The organism is Streptomyces sp. NPDC051664, assembly GCF_044453545.1.
Classification (GTDB): Bacteria; Actinomycetota; Actinomycetes; order Streptomycetales; family Streptomycetaceae; genus Streptomyces.
Genome location: NZ_JBITCU010000010.1, coordinates 247,677 through 266,418, shown reverse-complemented (window position 1 = coordinate 266,418; position 18,742 = coordinate 247,677). Strand labels below are relative to the sequence as shown.

At 67.9% G+C, this 18,742-nt stretch carries 15 protein-coding genes and 1 pseudogene; 11 read left to right on the top strand and 5 right to left on the bottom strand.

Translation table 11 applies throughout. The features are described from left to right. Nucleotides 1-48: 48 nt before the first annotated feature. Together ACIA8E_RS21055 and ACIA8E_RS21050 are read right to left on the bottom strand one after the other, a co-directional pair. On the bottom strand, nucleotides 49-840 hold the full coding sequence (locus ACIA8E_RS21055; RefSeq protein WP_030918401.1) for an MIP/aquaporin family protein: 792 nt from the start codon (nucleotides 838-840) through the stop codon (nucleotides 49-51). A gap of 234 nt (nucleotides 841-1,074) precedes the next feature. Beyond that, a complete protein-coding gene (locus ACIA8E_RS21050; protein WP_313936456.1) occupies nucleotides 1,075-1,839 on the bottom strand; it encodes an IclR family transcriptional regulator in 765 nt (254 codons plus the stop codon). 239 nt (nucleotides 1,840-2,078) lie between these two features. On the opposite strand from ACIA8E_RS21050, the gene metH reads away from it, so the two are divergent. The 3 genes from metH to ACIA8E_RS21035 all read left to right on the top strand — a co-directional run bounded on the left by metH (nucleotide 2,079) and on the right by ACIA8E_RS21035 (nucleotide 8,377). Next, on the top strand, nucleotides 2,079-5,591 hold the full coding sequence (gene metH, locus ACIA8E_RS21045) for a methionine synthase (protein ID WP_399300291.1): 3,513 nt from the start codon (nucleotides 2,079-2,081) through the stop codon (nucleotides 5,589-5,591). A gap of 119 nt (nucleotides 5,592-5,710) precedes the next feature. Continuing rightward, nucleotides 5,711-6,412, top strand: a complete 702-nt coding sequence (locus tag ACIA8E_RS21040) for an HAD family hydrolase (protein WP_399300288.1) — start codon at nucleotides 5,711-5,713, stop codon at nucleotides 6,410-6,412. 363 nt (nucleotides 6,413-6,775) lie between these two features. Continuing rightward, nucleotides 6,776-8,377 (top strand): ABC transporter substrate-binding protein, encoded by a 1,602-nt coding sequence (locus tag ACIA8E_RS21035; RefSeq protein WP_399300285.1) that lies wholly within the window; start codon nucleotides 6,776-6,778, stop codon nucleotides 8,375-8,377. 45 nt (nucleotides 8,378-8,422) lie between these two features. Here ACIA8E_RS21035 and ACIA8E_RS21030 read toward each other — a convergent pair whose 3' ends face one another. Both ACIA8E_RS21030 and ACIA8E_RS21025 read right to left on the bottom strand, forming a co-directional pair. Then, the gene (locus tag ACIA8E_RS21030; protein WP_030918413.1) at nucleotides 8,423-9,094 is read right to left on the bottom strand and encodes a response regulator transcription factor; all 672 of its coding nucleotides are present in this window, start codon (nucleotides 9,092-9,094) and stop codon (nucleotides 8,423-8,425) included. Between the two features lie 9 nt (nucleotides 9,095-9,103). Then, the gene (locus ACIA8E_RS21025; RefSeq protein ID WP_399300394.1) at nucleotides 9,104-9,949 is read right to left on the bottom strand and encodes a RecB family exonuclease; all 846 of its coding nucleotides are present in this window, start codon (nucleotides 9,947-9,949) and stop codon (nucleotides 9,104-9,106) included. 171 nt (nucleotides 9,950-10,120) lie between these two features. On the opposite strand from ACIA8E_RS21025, the gene ACIA8E_RS21020 reads away from it, so the two are divergent. The 3 genes from ACIA8E_RS21020 (at nucleotide 10,121) to ACIA8E_RS21010 (ending at nucleotide 13,164) form a co-directional block, all read left to right on the top strand. Next, nucleotides 10,121-11,368 carry a site-2 protease family protein gene (locus tag ACIA8E_RS21020; protein WP_399300391.1) on the top strand — a complete coding sequence of 416 codons (1,248 nt, stop codon included), beginning with the start codon at nucleotides 10,121-10,123 and terminating at the stop codon, nucleotides 11,366-11,368. A 52-nt stretch (nucleotides 11,369-11,420) separates the two neighbouring features. Continuing rightward, on the top strand, nucleotides 11,421-12,326 hold the full coding sequence (locus tag ACIA8E_RS21015) for a tRNA (adenine-N1)-methyltransferase (RefSeq protein ID WP_030918422.1): 906 nt from the start codon (nucleotides 11,421-11,423) through the stop codon (nucleotides 12,324-12,326). A 256-nt stretch (nucleotides 12,327-12,582) separates the two neighbouring features. Further along, nucleotides 12,583-13,164 carry a hypothetical protein gene (locus tag ACIA8E_RS21010; protein ID WP_399300282.1) on the top strand — a complete coding sequence of 194 codons (582 nt, stop codon included), beginning with the start codon at nucleotides 12,583-12,585 and terminating at the stop codon, nucleotides 13,162-13,164. A 42-nt stretch (nucleotides 13,165-13,206) separates the two neighbouring features. Here ACIA8E_RS21010 and ACIA8E_RS21005 read toward each other — a convergent pair whose 3' ends face one another. Further along, on the bottom strand, nucleotides 13,207-13,518 hold the full coding sequence (locus ACIA8E_RS21005; RefSeq protein ID WP_030968477.1) for a ferredoxin: 312 nt from the start codon (nucleotides 13,516-13,518) through the stop codon (nucleotides 13,207-13,209). A 241-nt stretch (nucleotides 13,519-13,759) separates the two neighbouring features. Between ACIA8E_RS21005 and arc the strand changes: the two genes are divergently transcribed. The 5 genes and pseudogenes from arc to prcB all read left to right on the top strand — a co-directional run bounded on the left by arc (nucleotide 13,760) and on the right by prcB (nucleotide 18,702). After that, nucleotides 13,760-15,526 (top strand): proteasome ATPase, encoded by a 1,767-nt coding sequence (arc, locus tag ACIA8E_RS21000; RefSeq protein WP_399300278.1) that lies wholly within the window; start codon nucleotides 13,760-13,762, stop codon nucleotides 15,524-15,526. 236 nt (nucleotides 15,527-15,762) lie between these two features. Next, on the top strand, nucleotides 15,763-17,274 hold the full coding sequence (dop, locus tag ACIA8E_RS20995) for a depupylase/deamidase Dop (protein WP_399300275.1): 1,512 nt from the start codon (nucleotides 15,763-15,765) through the stop codon (nucleotides 17,272-17,274). A 120-nt stretch (nucleotides 17,275-17,394) separates the two neighbouring features. Beyond that, nucleotides 17,395-17,613, top strand: a complete 219-nt coding sequence (locus ACIA8E_RS20990; protein ID WP_016325855.1) for a ubiquitin-like protein Pup — start codon at nucleotides 17,395-17,397, stop codon at nucleotides 17,611-17,613. A 100-nt stretch (nucleotides 17,614-17,713) separates the two neighbouring features. After that, nucleotides 17,714-17,905 (top strand): annotated as a pseudogene (locus ACIA8E_RS20985) (endonuclease VII domain-containing protein); the annotation flags it as partial. Further along, nucleotides 17,857-18,702 carry a proteasome subunit beta gene (prcB, locus tag ACIA8E_RS20980; RefSeq protein WP_399300272.1) on the top strand — a complete coding sequence of 282 codons (846 nt, stop codon included), beginning with the start codon at nucleotides 17,857-17,859 and terminating at the stop codon, nucleotides 18,700-18,702. The pseudogene ACIA8E_RS20985 and the gene prcB, both read left to right, overlap by 49 nt. The last annotated feature ends 40 nt before the right edge of the window (nucleotides 18,703-18,742 follow it).

The window sequence follows — 18,742 nt, the reverse complement described above, 5'->3', positions numbered from 1 at the left end:
TCCTGGAAGTCTGTGGGATCTGAGGGTTACGGCTCAGGGCTCTACGGTTCACGCAAAGGCGAGGTTGTAGAGACCGCCCGCGATCGCACCGCCGATGAGGGGGCCGACGACGGGGATCCAGGCGTACCCCCAGTCGGAGCCACCCTTGTTCGGCAGCGGCAGCAGCGCGTGCACGATACGCGGACCGAGGTCGCGAACGGGGTTGATTGCGTAACCGGTCGGGCCGCCGAGCGAGAGGCCGATGCTGACGACGACCAGCGAGGTGATCAGCGCGCCGAGCGTGCCGAGCCCGTTGCCGTCGTTGTTCAGGCCCTGAGTGAGGATCGCCAGGACCAGCACGACGGTGGCGATGACCTCGGTGACCACGTTCTGCACGGCGTTCCGGATCTCCGGGCCGGTCGAGAAGATGCCCAGCACCGGGCCGGCCTTCGGGGCGGCGGCCTGGTCGACCATGCCCTCTTCACTCGGCCGGCTGTACAAGGTCTCCGGGTCGGTCAGATGGGCCCGGAACTGTCCGTAGTACGTCAGCCAGACCAGCACCGCGCCGATCATCGCGCCGAGCAGCTGGGAGCCGATGTACAGCGGTACGTCGCTCCACGCGGTACCGCCCTTGATCGCGAGGCCGATCGTGACCGCGGGGTTGAGGTGGGCCCCGGACACGCCGCCGGCCAGATACGCGGCCGTCAGTACTGCGAAACCCCACCCGAAGGCGATCGAGAGCCAGCCGGCGTTCTGTGCCTTGGAGTGTTTGAGAGTGACGGCGGCACAGACGCCACCGCCGAGCAGGATGAGTACGGCGGTACCGATGGTCTCGCCGATGAAGATGTCGGAGCTGGACACCCGCGACTCCTTTGTCCTTCGTCCAGGGAAGCCGAACCCCGGGTCCCTCCGGTGGTCCGCGCCCTCAGGTGAGGGCTTCACCGGCCCTTGGCACCGTCACACCCTAGCGCGTATTGCCGTTAGGCGTTCGACAATGTCGACCGATGAACGGCAATGTTTCCCCCAGGTGAATGAAGCGTCAAGGGTTGTGGGACGGATGACACGACGATCGTTACCGATGATCCGTCAAATCGGTCAGAAGCGCCCGGCGCCGAGATCCCGGGAGACCGCCCGCGCGCAGTCCCGTACGGCGGCCACCAGCTCGGGGCGCAGCTCGCCTCCGGAGCAGACCCGTTCCACCGCACCGGTCACCGCCACCGCGCCCACCGGCATCCGGCGCCGGTCGTGGATCGGTGCGGCCACCGCGGCCACTCCTTCCCAGGTCTCCTCCACGTCGGCCGCCCAGCCGCGCGCCCGGGTCAGATCGAGCACCGTCTCGAACTCCTCCAGATCGGTGACGGTGCGCGGGGTGAAGGGCTGACGCTCGCCCTCGACGGCCTCGGTGTGCGCCACCGGGTCGTACGCCGCCAGCACCTTGCCCAGCGCCGTGGAGTGCAGCGGCTGCATCGCCCCGACCTCCAGGACCTGCCGGCTGTCGTCGGGCCGGAACACGTGGTGGACGATGAGCACGCCCTGCTGGTGCAGGACGCCCAGATGGGCGCTCTCGCCGCTGGAGCGGGCCAGGTCGTCCGTCCAGACCAGGGCGCGTGCCCGCAGCTCGTGGACGTCCAGATAGCTGTTGCCCAGGCGCAGCAGCTCGGCGCCCAGCTGGTAGCGCCCGGACGCCGCGTCCTGTTCGACGAAGCCTTCGTGCTGGAGTGTGCGCAGGATGCCGTGCGCGGTGCCCTTGGCCAGGCCCAGGGAGGAGGAGATGTCGGAGAGTCCCAGCCGACGTTCGCCACCTGCCAGCAGGCGCAGCATCGCCGCCGCCCGCTCGAGCGACTGGATGTTCTTGGCCATGACGCCGTACTCCTCCATTGTGGTTCGACAATGCTGAACACTATCGGTCGATGTCGACCCATGTCCGGTCGTGCGGGGAACCCGCTCGACTGCTCGGATCCGGATAGCCCCCGCACAGCATGCCGTCCGTCACGTGGGACACAGTGACGCTCCGAGGCGCTGCCCGGCTACCCTGACGAGGTGCGGCCTCTTCCGGAAGCCGTAAAGCCGACAGCCGTCGCATCCCAGGGAGCAGATCCATGGCCTCGTTGCCGACCCTTTCCGCCGACAGCCGGAACCGAGCCGAAGCCCTCCGCGAGGCGCTCGCCACCCGAGTGGTCGTGGCCGACGGTGCCATGGGCACCATGCTCCAGGCGCAGGATCCCACCCTTGAGGACTTCCAGAACCTCGAAGGCTGCAACGAGATCCTCAACGTCACCCGCCCGGACATCGTGCGCTCCGTGCACGAGGAGTACTTCGCGGTCGGCGTGGACTGTGTCGAGACGAACACCTTCGGCGCCAACGCCTCGGCCCTGGGCGAGTACGACATTCCCGAGCGCATCCACGAACTCTCCGAGTCCGGCGCGCGCATCGCCCGCGAGGTGGCCGACGAGTTCACTGCCTCCACCGGACAGCAGCGCTGGGTGCTCGGCTCCATCGGCCCCGGCACCAAGCTGCCGACGCTGGGCCACGCGCCGTACACGGTGCTCCGCGACGGTTTCCAGCAGAACGCCGAGGGCCTGATCGCCGGCGGCGCGGACGCGCTCATCATCGAGACTACGCAGGACCTCCTGCAGACGAAGGCCGCGGTACTGGGTGCGCGACGGGCGCTCGAGGCGGTGGGCAGCGACCTTCCGCTGCTGTGCTCGCTGGCGTTCGAGACGACCGGCACGATGCTGCTCGGCTCGGAGATCGGTGCCGCGCTGACCGCACTCGAACCGCTCGGCGTCGACATGATCGGCCTGAACTGCTCGACCGGCCCGGCGGAGATGAGCGAGCATCTGCGCTACCTCACGCGCCACTCGCGTATCCCGTTGCTCTGCATGCCCAACGCCGGACTGCCGGTGCTCACCAAGGACGGCGCGCACTTCCCGCTCGGCCCCGAAGGACTGGCCGACGCGCAGGAGACGTTCGTCCAGGAGTACGGCCTCTCGCTGGTCGGCGGCTGCTGCGGTACGACTCCGGAGCACCTGCGGCAGGTCGTCGAGCGCGTGCGCGGCGCGGCCCTCGTCCCCCGCGACCCGCGGCCCGAGCCCGGCGCCGCCTCGCTGTACCAGACCGTCCCGTTCCGTCAGGACACCTCGTACCTCGCCATCGGTGAGCGCACGAACGCCAACGGATCCAAGAAGTTCCGCGAGGCCATGCTGGAGGCTCGCTGGGACGACTGCGTGGAGATGGCACGCGACCAGATCCGGGAGGGCGCGCACCTGCTCGACCTCTGCGTCGACTACGTCGGCCGCGACGGTGTCGCGGACATGGAGGAACTGGCCGGACGCTTCGCCACCGCCTCCACGCTCCCGATCGTGCTCGACTCCACCGAGCTGCCGGTCCTGCGGGCCGGACTGGAGAAGCTCGGCGGCCGGGCCGTTCTCAACTCCGTCAACTACGAGGACGGCGACGGGCCGGAGTCGCGCTTCGCCAAGGTCACCGCACTGGCTGTCGAACACGGCGCCGCGCTGATCGCCCTGACCATCGACGAGGAGGGCCAGGCCCGCACCGTCGAGCACAAGGTCGCCGTCGCCGAGCGGCTGATCGAGGATCTGACGGGCAACTGGGGCGTCCACGAGTCGGACATCCTCATCGACGCACTGACCTTCACCATCTGCACCGGTCAGGAGGAGTCCCGCAAGGACGGCATCGCCACCATCGGCGCCATCCGCGAGCTCAAGCGGCGCCATCCCGACGTCCAGACCACGCTCGGCCTGTCGAACATCTCCTTCGGTCTCAACCCGGCCGCTCGAGTCGTCCTGAACTCCGTCTTCCTCGACGAGTGCGTCAAGGCCGGACTCGACTCCGCCATCGTGCACGCGTCGAAGATCCTGCCGATCGCGCGCCTGGAGGAGGAGCAGGTGAAGGTCGCACTCGACCTCATCTACGACCGCCGCGCCGAAGGCTACGACCCGTTGCAGCGGCTCATGGAGCTCTTCGAGGGCGTCAACATGAAGTCGATGAAGGCCGGCAAGGCCGAGGAACTCCTCGCGCTGCCGCTCGACGAGCGCCTCCAGCGCCGCATCATCGACGGTGAGAAGAACGGCCTGGAGACCGACCTCGAGGAGGCACTGCAGACCCGTCCGGCTCTCGACATCGTCAACGACACACTGCTCGAGGGCATGAAGGTCGTCGGCGAACTGTTCGGTTCCGGCCAGATGCAGCTGCCGTTCGTGCTCCAGTCCGCCGAGGTCATGAAGTCCGCCGTGGCCTACCTGGAGCCGCACATGGAGAAGTCCGACGCGGAGGGCAAGGGCACGATCGTCCTGGCCACCGTCCGTGGCGACGTCCACGACATCGGTAAGAACCTCGTCGACATCATCCTGTCCAACAACGGCTTCAACGTCGTCAACATCGGCATCAAGCAGCCGGTCTCCGCGATCCTGGAGGCCGCGCAGGAGCACCGCGCCGATGTCATCGGCATGTCCGGCCTCCTGGTGAAGTCCACCGTGATCATGAAGGAGAACCTGGAGGAGCTGAACCAGCGCAAGCTGGCCGCCGAATATCCGGTGATCCTCGGCGGCGCGGCTCTCACCAGGGCCTATGTCGAGCAGGACCTCCACGAGATCTACGAGGGCGAGGTCCGCTACGCCCGCGACGCGTTCGAGGGCCTGCGCCTGATGGATGCCCTGATCGCGGTGAAGCGCGGCGTCCCCGGCGCCACTCTCCCGGAGCTCAAGCAGCGCCGGGTGCCCAAGCGGGAGACCGCCGTGCTGGAGGTCGACGAGCCGGAGGAGGGCGTCCGCTCCGACGTCGCCATCGACAACCCGGTCCCCGAGCCCCCGTTCTGGGGCACCCGCGTCGTCAAGGGCATCCAGCTCAAGGAGTACGCCTCCTGGCTCGACGAGGGTGCGCTCTTCAAGGGGCAGTGGGGTCTGAAGCAGGCCCGCGCCGGTGACGGACCGACGTACGAGGAGCTCGTGGAGACCGAGGGCCGCCCGCACCTGCGTGGCTGGCTCGACAAGCTGCACACCGAGAACCTGCTGGAAGCCGCCGTCGTCTACGGCTACTTCCCCTGCGTGTCCAAGGGCGACGACCTGATCCTGCTCCACGAGGACGGCTCGGAGCGCACCCGCTTCACCTTCCCGCGCCAGCGCCGCGGCCGCCGCCTCTGTCTCGCGGACTTCTTCCGTCCCGAGGAGTCCGGCGAGACGGATGTGATCGGCCTCCAGGTCGTCACGGTCGGCTCGAGGATCGGCGGGGAGACCGCCAAGCTCTTCGAAGCCAACTCCTACCGCGACTACCTGGAGCTGCACGGCCTCTCCGTCCAGCTGGCCGAGGCCCTCGCCGAGTACTGGCACGCCCGGGTCCGTTCCGAGCTCGGCTTCGGCGGTGAGGACCCGGCCGACGTCGAGGACATGTTCGCGCTGAAGTACCGCGGTGCGCGCTTCTCCCTCGGCTACGGCGCCTGCCCCGATCTCGAGGACCGGGCGAAGATCGCCGACCTGCTCCAGCCCGAGCGGATCGGGGTGCACCTCTCCGAGGAGTTCCAGTTGCACCCGGAGCAGTCCACCGACGCGATCGTCATCCATCACCCGGAGGCGAAGTACTTCAACGCGCGGTAGAAAATGATCGACGCGTTGTCGCGGGTCGAGTCGTAGACTGGTCGGTCCAGTGCAGGCCGGTCGCCTTTTTCTCCGGAAACGGTGACCGGCCTTCTCGTCCCTCGTGGAAGGTGTGCCGCATGACCAGTACGGTCTCCGCGTCCTTGACCCGTATGGCCGACGGCGCCGCCCTTCAGGCCGTCTTTCTCGACATGGACGGCACCCTGGTCGACACCGAGGGCTTCTGGTGGGACGCCGAAGTCGAAGTCTTCGCCGATCTCGGTCACCGGCTGGACGAGGCGTGGAGGAATGTGGTCGTCGGCGGCCCGATGACCCGCAGCGCCGGCTACCTCATCGATGTCACCGGCGCGGACATCACGCTGCCCGAGCTGACCGTGCTGCTCAACGACCGCTTCGAGGCGCGTATCGGCCGCGGTGTACCGCTGATGCCGGGCGCCGCCCGGCTGCTCGCCGAGCTGGCGGCCCACGAGGTGCCGACCGCCCTGGTCTCCGCCTCGCACCGGCGCATCATCGACCGGGTGCTGGACTCGGTCGGGCACCACCATTTCTCGCTCACCGTCGCAGGCGACGAGGTCTCCCGGACGAAGCCGCACCCGGAGCCCTATCTCACCGCCGCCTCGGGCTTCGGGGTGGCTCCGGAGCGCTGCGCGGTCATCGAGGACACCGCGACCGGTGTCGCCGCGGCGGAGGCGGCCGGCTGCCGGGTCGTCGCCGTGCCGTCCGTGGCACCGATCGCACCCGCCTCCGGCCGGGTCGTCGTGAGCTCCCTCGAAGAAGTCGATCTCGCATTTCTCCGGGGACTGGTCACCGGAGTGCGTTGATACGTATACCGAGAGTATTTCTGTGAATAAACAGCAAAACTCTCGCCACTGCGATGTGCGCATTTCGTCGTACGTGCGTGTGGGCAAGGCGGGGCCACGTCAAAGACGAGAAATTGCTCGGGCGTGAGTTTTATCACGCCCCGGGCTTTTGAGCCCCTCCAAGATCGACCCAGCTGTCCGTTTTGATCCACCCGTCTGTCCCGTTTCATGGAGTCCTGTACGGAACGTTCCCCGCTCGGGAAATCGGCTCGCAGACCATTCCCCTCATCATTCGATTACGCAGCGCAGAGCACCCGTCCGGCATTACCGGCGGCGCCCACTAATGTCGTTTTCTCAATGGCCGGATGAGGGAGAACGTCCAAGATGAACCGCAAGACTCTGGTGCTGCCGGCCGTCGTCGGCCTGCTCGCGCCCGTACTCGCCGCCTGCGGCGGGACGGACAGCGGGAGCGATGGCAAGGCCGCCATCGTTGTCGGCACCACGGACCAGTTCGTCGCCACCGAGGACAACCCCGCGCCGCTCGACCCCGCCATAGGCTACGAAGCAGGCGTCTGGAACGTCCTGCGGCAGACCGTGCAGACCCTGACCCACGTGCCGCGTGGCGGCGGCCAGCCCGTCCCCGAGGCCGCCAGGAGCTGCACCTTCACCGACCGTGAGAACGAGAGCTACCGCTGCAAGCTGCGCACCGGCCTCACGTTCGCCGACGGCACGGCCGTCACCGCCGAGGACGTCAAGTACTCCATCAACCGCGTCATCGACATCAAGTCCGACAGCGGCCCCGTCGGTCTGCTCACCAACATCGACACGATCGAGACGAGCGGTGACGACGAAGTCATCTTCCATCTGAAGACGCCGGACGCGACCTTCCCGTACAAGCTCGCCACGCCGGCCGCAGGCATCGTGCAGAAGAGCAAGTACCCGGCGAGGTCCCCGCGCAGCGGCTTCCAGGTCGACGGCTCCGGTCCGTACACGATGAAGCCGGAGGTCAGGAACGACCAGGTCGTCAAGGTCGTCTTCACCAGGAACCCGCGCTACAAGGGCGATCTGAACGTCCTGAACGACAAGGTCGAGCTGGACCTCTTCCCCGACGCCAAGGCGATGGGCAAGGCGCTCGACGCCCAGAAGATCGACATGATGACCCGCACCATGTCTCCCGGGCAGGCTCAGCAGATGCTGGAGCGGCCGAAGGACGGCATCGAGCTCACCGAGATGCCCGGCCTCGCCATCAGCTATCTCGCCTTCGACACCACCGACCCCGCGGTGAAGAGCAAGGCCGTCCGGCAGGCCATCGCCCAGGTCGTCGACCGAGGCCAGATCGCCGGGCAGGTCTACGGCGCCACCGCCGAGCCCCTCTACTCGCTCATCCCGTCCAGCATCACCGGACACACCAACTCGTTCTACAACAAGTACGGCGAGCCCAGCAGCACCAAGGCCGCCGCCATCCTGCAGGCCGCCGGCATACAGACACCGGTGAAATTCACCCTGCACTACACGACCGACCACTACGGGCCCGCCACCGCCACCGAGTTCAAGGCGCTGAAGAAGCAGCTCAACGCCACCGGGCTGTTCGACGTCGACGTCCAGGGCACCCCCTGGGCGAAGTACCGCCCCGCCCAGAAGCGCGGCGACTACGCCGTTTACGGCATGGGCTGGTTCCCCGACTTCCCGGACCCGGACAACTACACGGCGCCGTTCCTCGACAGGAACAACTTCCTCAACTCGCCGTACAGGTCCGCACTGGCCCAGAACACGCTGATCCCGCAGTCCCGCCGGGAGGAAGACCGGGCCTCGGCCGCCAAGACCTTCCGGAAGCTCCAGGACATCGTCGCCGCCGACGTTCCCGTGCTTCCGATCTGGCAGGGCAAGCAGTACGTCGCCTCCCGCGACGGCCTCACCGGCGTCGAGTGGTCGGTCAATTCCTCGGCCGACCTGCAGCTCTGGGAGCTCGGCCGCAGCGCCGTCTGAATCACGGTGCCACCCCGGCGCCCCGTCCCGGCCGCACCGGCTGGATCACTGGGCGCCGGGGCGCACCAGCCCGCTCTCGTACGCGTACACCGCGGCCTGCACCCGGTCGCGCAGCCCCAGCTTCGTCAGCACATGGCCGACATGCGTCTTGACCGTCGTCTCGCTGACGAACAGGTCGGCGGCGATCTCCGCATTCGACAGGCCGCGCGCCACCAGCTTCAACACCTCCACCTCACGCTCCGTCAGCGTGTGCAGCGTGTCCGGCACGGCGTCCTCGCCCGACGGCAGATGGTCCGCGTACTTGTCCAGCAGCCTGCGCGTGATGCTCGGGGCGAGCATCGCCTCGCCTGCCGCGACCACCCGGATCGCCTGCACCAGCTCATTGGCCGGAGCATCCTTCAGCAGAAAGCCGCTGGCGCCGGCGCGCAACGCCTCCACCACGTACTCGTCGAGATCGAACGTGGTCAGCACCAGCACCTTCGCCGGACCGTCCCGTCCCGGGCCGGTGATCTGACGCGTCGCCTCGACGCCGTCCATCCGCGGCATGCGGATGTCCATCAGCACCACATCGGGCTGCAGCGCCCGCACCTGATCGAGGGCCTGGAGGCCGTCACCGGCCTCACCCACCACCGCAAGATCTCCCTCGGCCTCCAGAATCATCCGGAAGCCGGTGCGCAGCAGCGGCTGGTCATCGACGAGTAGGACGCGGATTGCCACCAGATCTCCTCAAGGTCCCTCGACGGCCGCAGGCCGGCCGGTCCCGGCCCGGACCGGGCCCATTGTGCCCTGGACACCCTGCCCTGGTTCCGCCGGCGGTACGGACAGCGGGTATACCGGGGGAGTCCCGCCGAATTCCGGACAGACCGCCTGGTGGTCGCACCAGCCGCAGAGCTTCGTCGGCCGGGGCCGCCACTCACCCGTCTCGGTGGCCAGCCGGATCGCTTCCCACAGGGCCAGCAGCTTGCGCTCCACCCGCTCCAGATCAGCTACGACCGGGTCGTACGTCATGACGTCGCCGCTGCCCAGATAGACCAGCTGCAGCCGCCGCGGCACCACACCCTTCAGCCGCCAGATCACCAGGGCGTAGAACTTCATCTGGAACAGGGCGCCTTCCGCGTACTCCGGCCGCGGCGCCTTCCCTGTCTTGTAGTCCACGATCCGGACCTCGCCCGTCGGCGCCACATCGATCCGGTCGATCACCCCGCGCAGCCGCAGCCCCGACTCCAGCTCCGTCTCGACGAACAGCTCCCGCTCGGCCGGCTCCAGTCGCGTCGGATCCTCCAGCGAGAACCACCGCTCCACCAGCCGCTCCGCCTCCGCCAGCCAGCGCGAGAGCCGCTCACCCTCCGCATCGTCGGCGAACAGCTCCGACAGCTCCGGCTTCGACTCCAGCAGCCGGTCCCACTGGGCGGGGATCAACGCCGTGGCCCGGCCGGCCGTACGCTCCACCGCCGGATTGTCGAACAGCCGCTCCAGTACCGCATGCACCAGTGTGCCGCGGGTAGCTGCCTCGCTGGGCTTCTCGGGCAGCCTGTCGATGACCCGGAACCGGTACAGCAGAGGACACTGCATGAAGTCACTCGCCCGCGACGGCGACAGGGACGAGGGCGGCTGCGGCGGCCGGGGCACGGAAGTCATGACGAAGACCCTACGACCCCCCACTGACACTCAGCGGCATACCATCGACCACAGACCCTCGCACACTGCATGATCGTGCCGAACGGCACCGACCGAAGGGACCCCGTGGACGAGAGCGGCGACAGCGGCCAGCCGCAGCCCGGCGCAGGGGGAACCGACCCCGCCGCGCCCGAGAACGGCAAACCGCAACGCCCCCGAGAGCCGGGCGGCGGCCTCCTGATGGGCCGTCCCTTCGGTGTGCCGGTATACGTCGCACCCAGCTGGTTCCTCGTCGCGGCGCTCATCACCTGGGTCTTCGGCGGTCAGCTCGACCGGGTGCTGCCCGAGCTCGGCACGGCCCGCTATCTGGTCTCCCTCTTCTTCGCTATCGCCTTCTACGCCTCCGTACTCGTCCACGAACTCGCCCACACCGTGGTCGCACTCCGCTACAAGCTCCCCGTGCGGCGCATTCAGCTGCAGTTCTTCGGCGGTGTCTCGGAGATCGAGAAGGAGTCCGAGACCCCCGGCCGCGAATTCGTCCTCGCCTTCGTCGGCCCGCTCCTCTCGCTGGTCCTCGCAGGTGTCTTCTACCTGGGCATGAAGTTCGTCGAACCCGGCACCGTCCCCGGTGTCCTGCTCGCCGGGCTGATGATCTCCAACCTCATCGTCGCCGCCTTCAACCTGTTGCCGGGGCTGCCGCTCGACGGCGGCCGCATGCTCCGGGCCGTCGTCTGGAAGATCACCGGACGCCCCATGAGCGGCACCGTCGCCGCGGCCTGGGTCGGCCGCGCCCTCGCCGTCAGCGTCCTCATCGGACTCCCGCTCCTCACCCAGACCGGGGGGTTCGGGAACAGCACCGACGACATCAGCGGCATGGACACCGTCACCGACGCCCTGCTCGCCGCGATCCTCTGCGCCATCATCTGGACCGGGGCGGGCAACAGCCTGCGGATGGCCCGCCTGCGCGAGCACCTCCCCGAGCTGCGCGCCCGCACCCTGACCCGACGTGCCGTCCCCGTCGAGGCCGCCACCCCGCTCTCCGAGGCGCTGCGCCGGGCCAACGAGGCGGGCGCCCGCGCGCTCGTCGTCGTCGACGGGCACGGTGACCCCAAGGCCGTCGTCCGCGAGGCCGCCATCGGCTCGGTCCCCGAACACCGCCGTCCCTGGGTTGCGGTCAGCACCCTCGCCCAGGACCTCAGCGACGGCATGAAGATCTCCGTCGAGCTGTCCGGCGAGACGCTCCTGGACACCCTCAGGGCCAGCCCGGCCACCGAGTACCTCGTCCTGGAGGAGACCGGCGAGATCTACGGCGTCCTCTCCACCGCCGACGTCGAACGCGCTTTCGTCGCGGCGATGGCCCGCCCCGCAGCCTGAGCCGCTCCCGGCGGGCGGTCGGAGCCCCGGGAAACACCGGTACGCTGGTCACATGTCTGAACCGACCGGTGCCGCCCGCCGACGTGGGCCCTTCAAGGTCGGGGACCAGGTCCAGCTCACCGACCCCAAGGGACGCCACTACACCTTCACGCTCGAAGCCGGAAAGAACTTCCACACCCACAAGGGTTCTTTCCCGCACGACGAGCTGATCGGTGCGCCCGAGGGCAGTGTGGTCCGAACCACGGGAAACGTCGCCTATCTCGCGCTGCGCCCCTTGCTCCCCGATTACGTCCTGTCCATGCCCCGCGGCGCCGCCGTGGTCTACCCCAAGGACGCGGGGCAGATCCTGGCGTTCGCCGACATCTTCCCCGGCGCCCGCGTCGTGGAGGCCGGGGTCGGCTCCGGCTCGCTCTCCACCTTCCTGCTCCGCGCCATCGGCGACCAGGGCATGCTGCACTCGTACGAGCGCCGGGAGGACTTCGCCGAGATCGCCCAGCAGAACGTCGAGCGCTACTTCGGCGAACCGCACCCCGCGTGGCAGCTCACCGTCGGCGATCTGCAGGACAACCTGTCCGACACCGACGTCGACCGGGTCATCCTCGACATGCTCGCCCCCTGGGAGTGTCTGGACGCCGTCGCCAAGGCGCTCGTGCCCGGCGGCATCCTCTGCGCGTACGTCGCCACCACCACCCAGCTCGCCCGGACCGTCGAGTCCATCCGTGAGATGGGCTGCTTCGCCGAGCCGCAGCCCTGGGAATCGATGATCCGCAACTGGCACGTCGAGGGCCTGGCCGTCCGCCCGGACCACCGCATGATCGGCCACACCGGCTTCCTCGTCACCGCCCGCCGCCTGGCCGACGGTGTGGAGGCCCCGCTGCGCCGCCGCCGCCCCGCCAAGGGCGCCTACGGCGAGGACTACGACGGTCCCGGCAGCCAGAGCGGCTCCTCCCGCGGCTGACCCGCGCAACGCACCGGCGCCGCCGCCGAGTTCCCGGACCGACCCGGGAACTCGACGGCGGCGCCTTTTCGTTGCCCGCGCGGAGGCTGCCGGCACGGGACCGCCCGACGGATATCGGGATCCGTACCGACCCCACCGTTCCACTGCCCTGTGAGGTATGGCACGATGCTGGCCACCCCCACCTACGGCGTTCGCCCCACCGGCCCCGTCGTTCACGGGCATCGCCGAACCACAGGAACCACAGGAGACATCCCGCGTGCAGACCTCCGACCTCCCGGACCTCGCGCACACCGACACGACGCCGATGCACTGGCTCGCCACCGCGACCGCCATGGCCGCCGTCATCGCCGGGGCCGGCATGCTCCAGCCCGACGACGCGACCGCCTCGGCCTCGACGTCCCACCGCACGACCGCGCAGCACGGCACCGCACCCGTCGCGGCCCCCGATCCGGCCCGTGTGACCTTCCCGCTGCAGTGCGGGACGGCGGACAGTACCGTTGCCGATCGAGCCCCCGGCGACCTCGACGGCGACGGCCGCCCGGAGAGCGTCGCGGTGGTCCACTGTGCGGCCGGATCCGGTACACCGCCGAGCGGCGTCTATGTCCTCACACAGGGAAGCGGGGCCGAACCCCGGATCGTTGCGACCCTGGTGGACCCCGCGCAGAAGATGAGCGTCGGCGACCTCACCGTGCGTGACGGGATCATCTCCGCCACGCTCCTCGGCTACTCCTCGGCCGACGTCCCGCGTTGCTGCCCCGACCAGCAGGAAAAGGTGACCTGGCAGTGGCGGAACGGCGCCTTCGTCCGTGCCGCGCAGAGCGAAACGGGCAGCGCCTGACCGGTCACTGCGCGTAGCGGGCCCGGCCGCGCCGCGGCCTGATCAGGCAGCCTCGGGGCCGTAGACCTCGACCCTGTCCGAAACGCGCCGTACATGAATGCAGTCGCCGGGACACTCCTTGGCCGAATCGACCACGTCCTGAAGCAGCGGCAGCGGAACGGGCGTCGTCGCCCCCTTGTCCTGCAGCAGCTCGTCCTCGCTGCTCTTCACATACGCCAGACCATCGATGTCCAGCTCGAACACCTCGGGTGCGTACTGCACGCAGATACCGTCCCCGGTGCAGAGGTCCTGGTCGATCCAGACCTCCAGATCCTGCGTGTCGCTGCCGGTCGGGGCGTCCTGCTGCACGGTCATTTCTCCTGCCGTTTCCTGCGTATCCGAACCAAAAATGGCCAGCCCTGACGGGTGTTGAACGGTTCGACGATACAACCGGCCGCTTTTCGATGTTGAAGGGTGGGTATTCCCCTGGCGTGAGGGAGAGCGCAAGGGTGAAGATCGGACACGTCCCGGAGTCTTTGTGATCTAGGGGTTTCAATCAGCACCCACCCAGGTAGGGTCAGGAAGCGTCCAGCTCCCCTTGGAGGAGGTGAGGACCGTGGCAGCCCACGACGACGACATCAACCGCGGCATCCGGCCCGGGCGGGGGTCTGAAGACCCAGCCGGCCAGGTCGCCTATCTCGAGCAGGAAATCGCCGTCCTGCGACGTAAGCTCGCCGACTCTCCGCGCCATACGAGGATTCTCGAAGAGCGGATCGTCGAGTTGCAGACCAACCTCGCAGGCGTCTCAGCACAGAACGAGCGGCTCGCCAACACCCTGCGCGAGGCCCGCGACCAGATCGTCGCCCTCAAGGAGGAGGTCGACCGGCTCGCACAGCCACCGGCCGGCTTCGGGGTCTTCCTGCAGGGCAACGAGGACGGTACCTGCGACATCTTCACCGGGGGCCGCAAGCTCCGGGTGAACGTCAGCCCCAGCGTCGAGATCGACGACCTCCGGCGTGGCCAGGAGGTCATGCTCAACGAAGCGCTCAACGTGGTCGAGGCCATGGAATTCGAGCGGGCAGGGGACATCGTCACCCTCAAGGAGATCCTTGAGGACGGCGAGCGGGCCCTGGTTCTCGGGCACACCGACGAGGAACGGGTGGTACGGCTCGCCGAACCGCTTCTCGACATCAACATCCGGCCCGGCGACGCGCTGCTGCTCGAACCCAGGTCCGGCTACGTCTACGAAGTGGTGCCGAAGAGCGAGGTCGAGGAGCTCGTCCTCGAAGAGGTTCCGGACATCGACTACGACAAGATCGGCGGCCTGGGCGACCAGATCGAGCTGATCCGGGACGCGGTCGAGCTCCCCTATCTCCACCCCGACCTCTTCAAGGAGCACGAACTGCGGCCGCCGAAGGGCATCCTGCTCTACGGCCCGCCCGGCTGCGGCAAGACTCTCATTGCCAAGGCCGTCGCCAACTCCCTGGCCAAGAAGGTCGCCGAGGTGACCGGACAGCCCGCCGGCAAGAGCTACTTCCTCAACATCAAGGGTCCTGAGCTCCTCAACAAGTACGTCGGTGAGACGGAGCGGCACATCCGCCTCGTCTTCCAGCGGGCCCGTGAGAAGGCGAGCGAGGGCACCCCCGTCATCGTCTTCTTCGACGAGATGGAGTCGCTCTTCCGCACCCGCGGATCCGGCGTCAGCTCGGACGTGGAGAACACCATCGTCCCGCAGCTGCTCGCCGAGATCGACGGTGTGGAGGGGTTGGAGAACGTCATCGTGATCGGCGCCTCCAACCGCGAGGACATGATCGACCCGGCCATCCTGCGCCCCGGCCGCCTCGATGTGAAGATCAAGATCGAGCGTCCGGACGCGGAGGCCGCGAAGGACATCTTCGCGAAGTACCTCACGTCTTCCCTGCCCCTGCACGCGGACGACCTCGCCGAGCACACCGGCTCCAAGGAAGCCGCGGCGCACGCCATGATCCAGTCCGTCGTCGAGCGGATGTACACCGAGTCCGAGGAGAACCGCTTCCTCGAGGTCACGTACGCCAACGGCGACAAGGAAGTCCTGTACTTCAAGGACTTCAACTCCGGCGCGATGATCCAGAACATCGTCGACCGGGCCAAGAAGATGGCCATCAAGGCCTTCCTCGACCAGGGCCAGAAGGGCCTTCGCGTCTCCCATCTCCTCCAGGCATGCGTGGACGAGTTCAAGGAGAACGAGGACCTTCCCAACACCACCAACCCGGACGACTGGGCCAGGATCTCCGGCAAGAAGGGCGAGCGGATCGTCTTCATCCGTACGCTCGTCACCGGAAAACAGGGCGCAGACACGGGTCGCTCCATCGACACAGTGGCAAACACCGGGCAGTACCTGTAGAACGCAGACCGGCTGCGGATGCCCGGCCGGGCATCCGCAGCCGGTTGCTTTCCGGACAGCTCCCACGACACCGGAGCAATGACGTAATTGATCTCCCCACCAGCGCAGAGGCGCTCTAGGCTCTTCCGTACCGCCCAGTCGCGCAGTGCGGGGACGGGCACCGCACACGCACCGGACAAGCAGCGGTACTTGAGCGCCGATCCCGGAAGGGAACGCCGCCGGGCAAGGAGGGCCGCATGACCGTACGGCGAGTAATGGGCATCGAGACGGAGTACGGCATCTCCGTGCCCGGCCACCCCAACGCCAATGCCATGCTCACCTCGTCCCAGATCGTCAACGCCTATGCGGCGGCGATGCACCGGGCGCGACGCGCCCGCTGGGACTTCGAGGAGGAGAACCCGCTGCGAGACGCGCGAGGCTTCGACCTCGCCCGCGAGACCGCCGACTCCAGTCAGCTGACCGACGAGGACATCGGCCTCGCCAACGTCATCCTCACCAACGGAGCACGGCTCTACGTCGACCATGCGCACCCCGAGTACAGCTCGCCGGAGATCACCAACCCTCGGGACGCCGTCCTCTGGGACAAGGCCGGTGAACGCATCATGGCGGAAGCCGCCGAACGTGCGGCTCAGCTGCCCGGCGCCCAGCCGATCCACCTGTACAAGAACAACACCGACAACAAGGGCGCCTCGTACGGCACGCACGAGAACTACCTGATGAAGCGGGAGACCCCGTTCTCCGACATCGTGCGCCACCTGACCCCGTTCTTCGTCTCCCGCCAGGTCGTCACCGGTGCCGGCCGCGTCGGCATCGGCCAGGACGGTCACGAGCACGGTTTCCAGATCAGTCAGCGCGCGGACTACTTCGAGGTCGAGGTCGGCCTGGAGACCACGCTCAAGCGCCCCATCATCAACACCCGCGACGAGCCGCACTCCGACGCCGAGAAGTACCGCCGCCTCCATGTGATCATCGGCGACGCGAACCTGTCGGAGATCTCCACGTATCTCAAGCTCGGCACCACGGCGCTGGTGCTGTCCATGATCGAGGACGGCTTCATCAATGTCGACCTCGCCGTCGACCAGCCGGTGCGCACCCTGCACCACGTCTCCCACGACCCCTCGCTGCAATATCTGATCACGCTGCGTAGCGGTCGGACGCTCACCGCGGTGCAGCTCCAGATGGAGTACTTCGAACTCGGCCGCAAGTACGTCGAGGAGCGGTACGGGGCGGACGCCGACGAGCAGACCAAGGATGTTCTGATCCGCTGGGAGGACACCCTCAACCGGCTGGAGAATGATCCGATGAGCCTCTCCGGGGAGCTCGACTGGATCGCCAAGCGGGAGCTCATGGAGGGCTACCGCCGGCGCGACGACCTGGACTGGGACGCGCCCCGGCTGCACCTGGTCGACCTCCAGTACGCCGACGTGAGGGCCGAGAAGGGCCTCTACAACCGTCTGGCGGCCCGCGGCAAGATGAAGCGCCTGCTGGACGAGAGTGAGGTCGAGCAGGCCCGTACGAAGCCTCCGGAGGACACCAGGGCGTACTTCCGTGGCCGCTGCCTGGAACAGTACGCGGACGACGTCGCCGCTGCCTCCTGGGACTCGGTCATCTTCGATCTGCCGGGCCATGACTCGCTGCAGCGGGTGCCCACCCTGGAGCCCCTCCGCGGGACCCGTAACCACGTCAAGGAGCTCCTGGACCGCTGTCGTACGGCGGAAGAGCTGGTCCGGGTGTTGTCCGGCGGCTGAAATGGCCGCGATCAGGGAATCATCGAGATGGCCCCCGTGCGTTGAGACAAGTACCGGGCCAATGTCGGACCCCGTAGGTAGGGTCTGATCAAGTGCTTCGAACCGAGCGGGGTGAGCTACATGGCGACCAAGGACACCGGCGGCGGACAGCAGAAGGCGACACGCTCCACCGAGGAGGTCGAGGAGCAGGCGCAGGACGCGCAGGCTTCGGAGGACCTCAAGGAGCGGCAGGAAAAGCTGAGCGACGATGTCGACTCGGTTCTGGACGAGATCGACGACGTCTTGGAGGAGAACGCCGAGGACTTCGTCCGTTCATTCGTTCAGAAGGGTGGACAGTAGTCCACTCATGTGAATCAGGGGGAGTGGCATGGTGCGCGCGGTACGGGCGAAAGGAGCCCGTACCGCGCGGCCACAACCGGCAATTCGGACTCCGCAAGCTTCCCCCGCAGACCATGTGGATCACTGCCACGAGACGGGTAGGGTCCGTGGCGTACCGTGCTTCAACTGCAATTCGGCCATCGGCACGTTGGGAGATGATCCTGACACCTTCCGCAGGGCCATCGCTTACCTGGAGGGAAACGCGTGGAAGCCAACACTCGTAGCACCGGGCGTCTACCAGCTGCCTTCCTGACGCCGGGATCCTCTTCGTTCATGGACTTCCTGTCCGACCAGTCGCCCGAGATGCTCCCGGGCAACCGGCACCTGCCGCCCATGCAGGGGGCCATCGAGGCGCCGCACGGGACGACCATCGTCGCCGCTACGTTCCCGGGCGGCGTGGTGCTCGCCGGTGACCGGCGGGCGACCATGGGCAACATGATCGCGCAGCGCGACATCGAGAAGGTCTTCCCGGCCGACGAGTACTCGGCGGTGGGTATCGCCGGTACGGCCGGTCTCGCGGTGGAGATGGTGAAGCTCTTCCAGCTGGAGCTGGAGCACTTCGAGAAGGTCGAGGGCGCCCAGCTCTCCCTGGAGGGCAAGGCGAACCGGCTCTCCACGATGATCCGCAGCAATCTGGCCATGGCCATGCAGGGCCTCGCCGTGGTCCCGCTCTTCGCCGGCTTCGACGTAGACCGCGAGAGGGGCCGGATCTTCTCGTACGACGTCACCGGCGGTCGGTCCGAGGAGCTCGGCTACGCGGCCACCGGCTCCGGGTCGATCTTCGCCCGCGGGTCGATGAAGAAGCTCTACCGCGAGGACCTGACGGAGCAGCAGACACTCACCCTGGTCGTACAGGCGCTGTACGACGCCGCGGACGACGACTCGGCGACCGGCGGTCCGGATGTGGCCCGGCGGATCTATCCGATCGTCACCGTCATCACCGATGAGGGCTTCAGGAAGCTCACCGAGGCGGAATCCTCCGAGATCGCCCGGGCGATCCTGGAACGCCGGCTGGAACAGCCCGACGGCCCGCGTGCCGCGCTGCTCTGATCCCGGTTCCAGGGCCTCTTCGATGGACTCGTCACTGACA

Coding starts and splice junctions, on each gene's coding strand:
- ACIA8E_RS21050 (WP_313936456.1), bottom strand. CDS start 1,839: ATGGCCAAGAACATCCAGTCGCTCGAGCGGGCGGCGGCGATGCTGCGC.
- metH (WP_399300291.1), top strand. CDS start 2,079: ATGGCCTCGTTGCCGACCCTTTCCGCCGACAGCCGGAACCGAGCCGAA.
- ACIA8E_RS21040 (WP_399300288.1), top strand. CDS start 5,711: ATGACCAGTACGGTCTCCGCGTCCTTGACCCGTATGGCCGACGGCGCC.
- ACIA8E_RS21035 (WP_399300285.1), top strand. CDS start 6,776: ATGAACCGCAAGACTCTGGTGCTGCCGGCCGTCGTCGGCCTGCTCGCG.
- ACIA8E_RS21025 (WP_399300394.1), bottom strand. CDS start 9,949: ATGCAGTGTCCTCTGCTGTACCGGTTCCGGGTCATCGACAGGCTGCCC.
- ACIA8E_RS21015 (WP_030918422.1), top strand. CDS start 11,421: ATGTCTGAACCGACCGGTGCCGCCCGCCGACGTGGGCCCTTCAAGGTC.
- ACIA8E_RS21005 (WP_030968477.1), bottom strand. CDS start 13,518: ATGACCGTGCAGCAGGACGCCCCGACCGGCAGCGACACGCAGGATCTG.
- dop (WP_399300275.1), top strand. CDS start 15,763: ATGACCGTACGGCGAGTAATGGGCATCGAGACGGAGTACGGCATCTCC.
- ACIA8E_RS20990 (WP_016325855.1), top strand. CDS start 17,395: ATGGCGACCAAGGACACCGGCGGCGGACAGCAGAAGGCGACACGCTCC.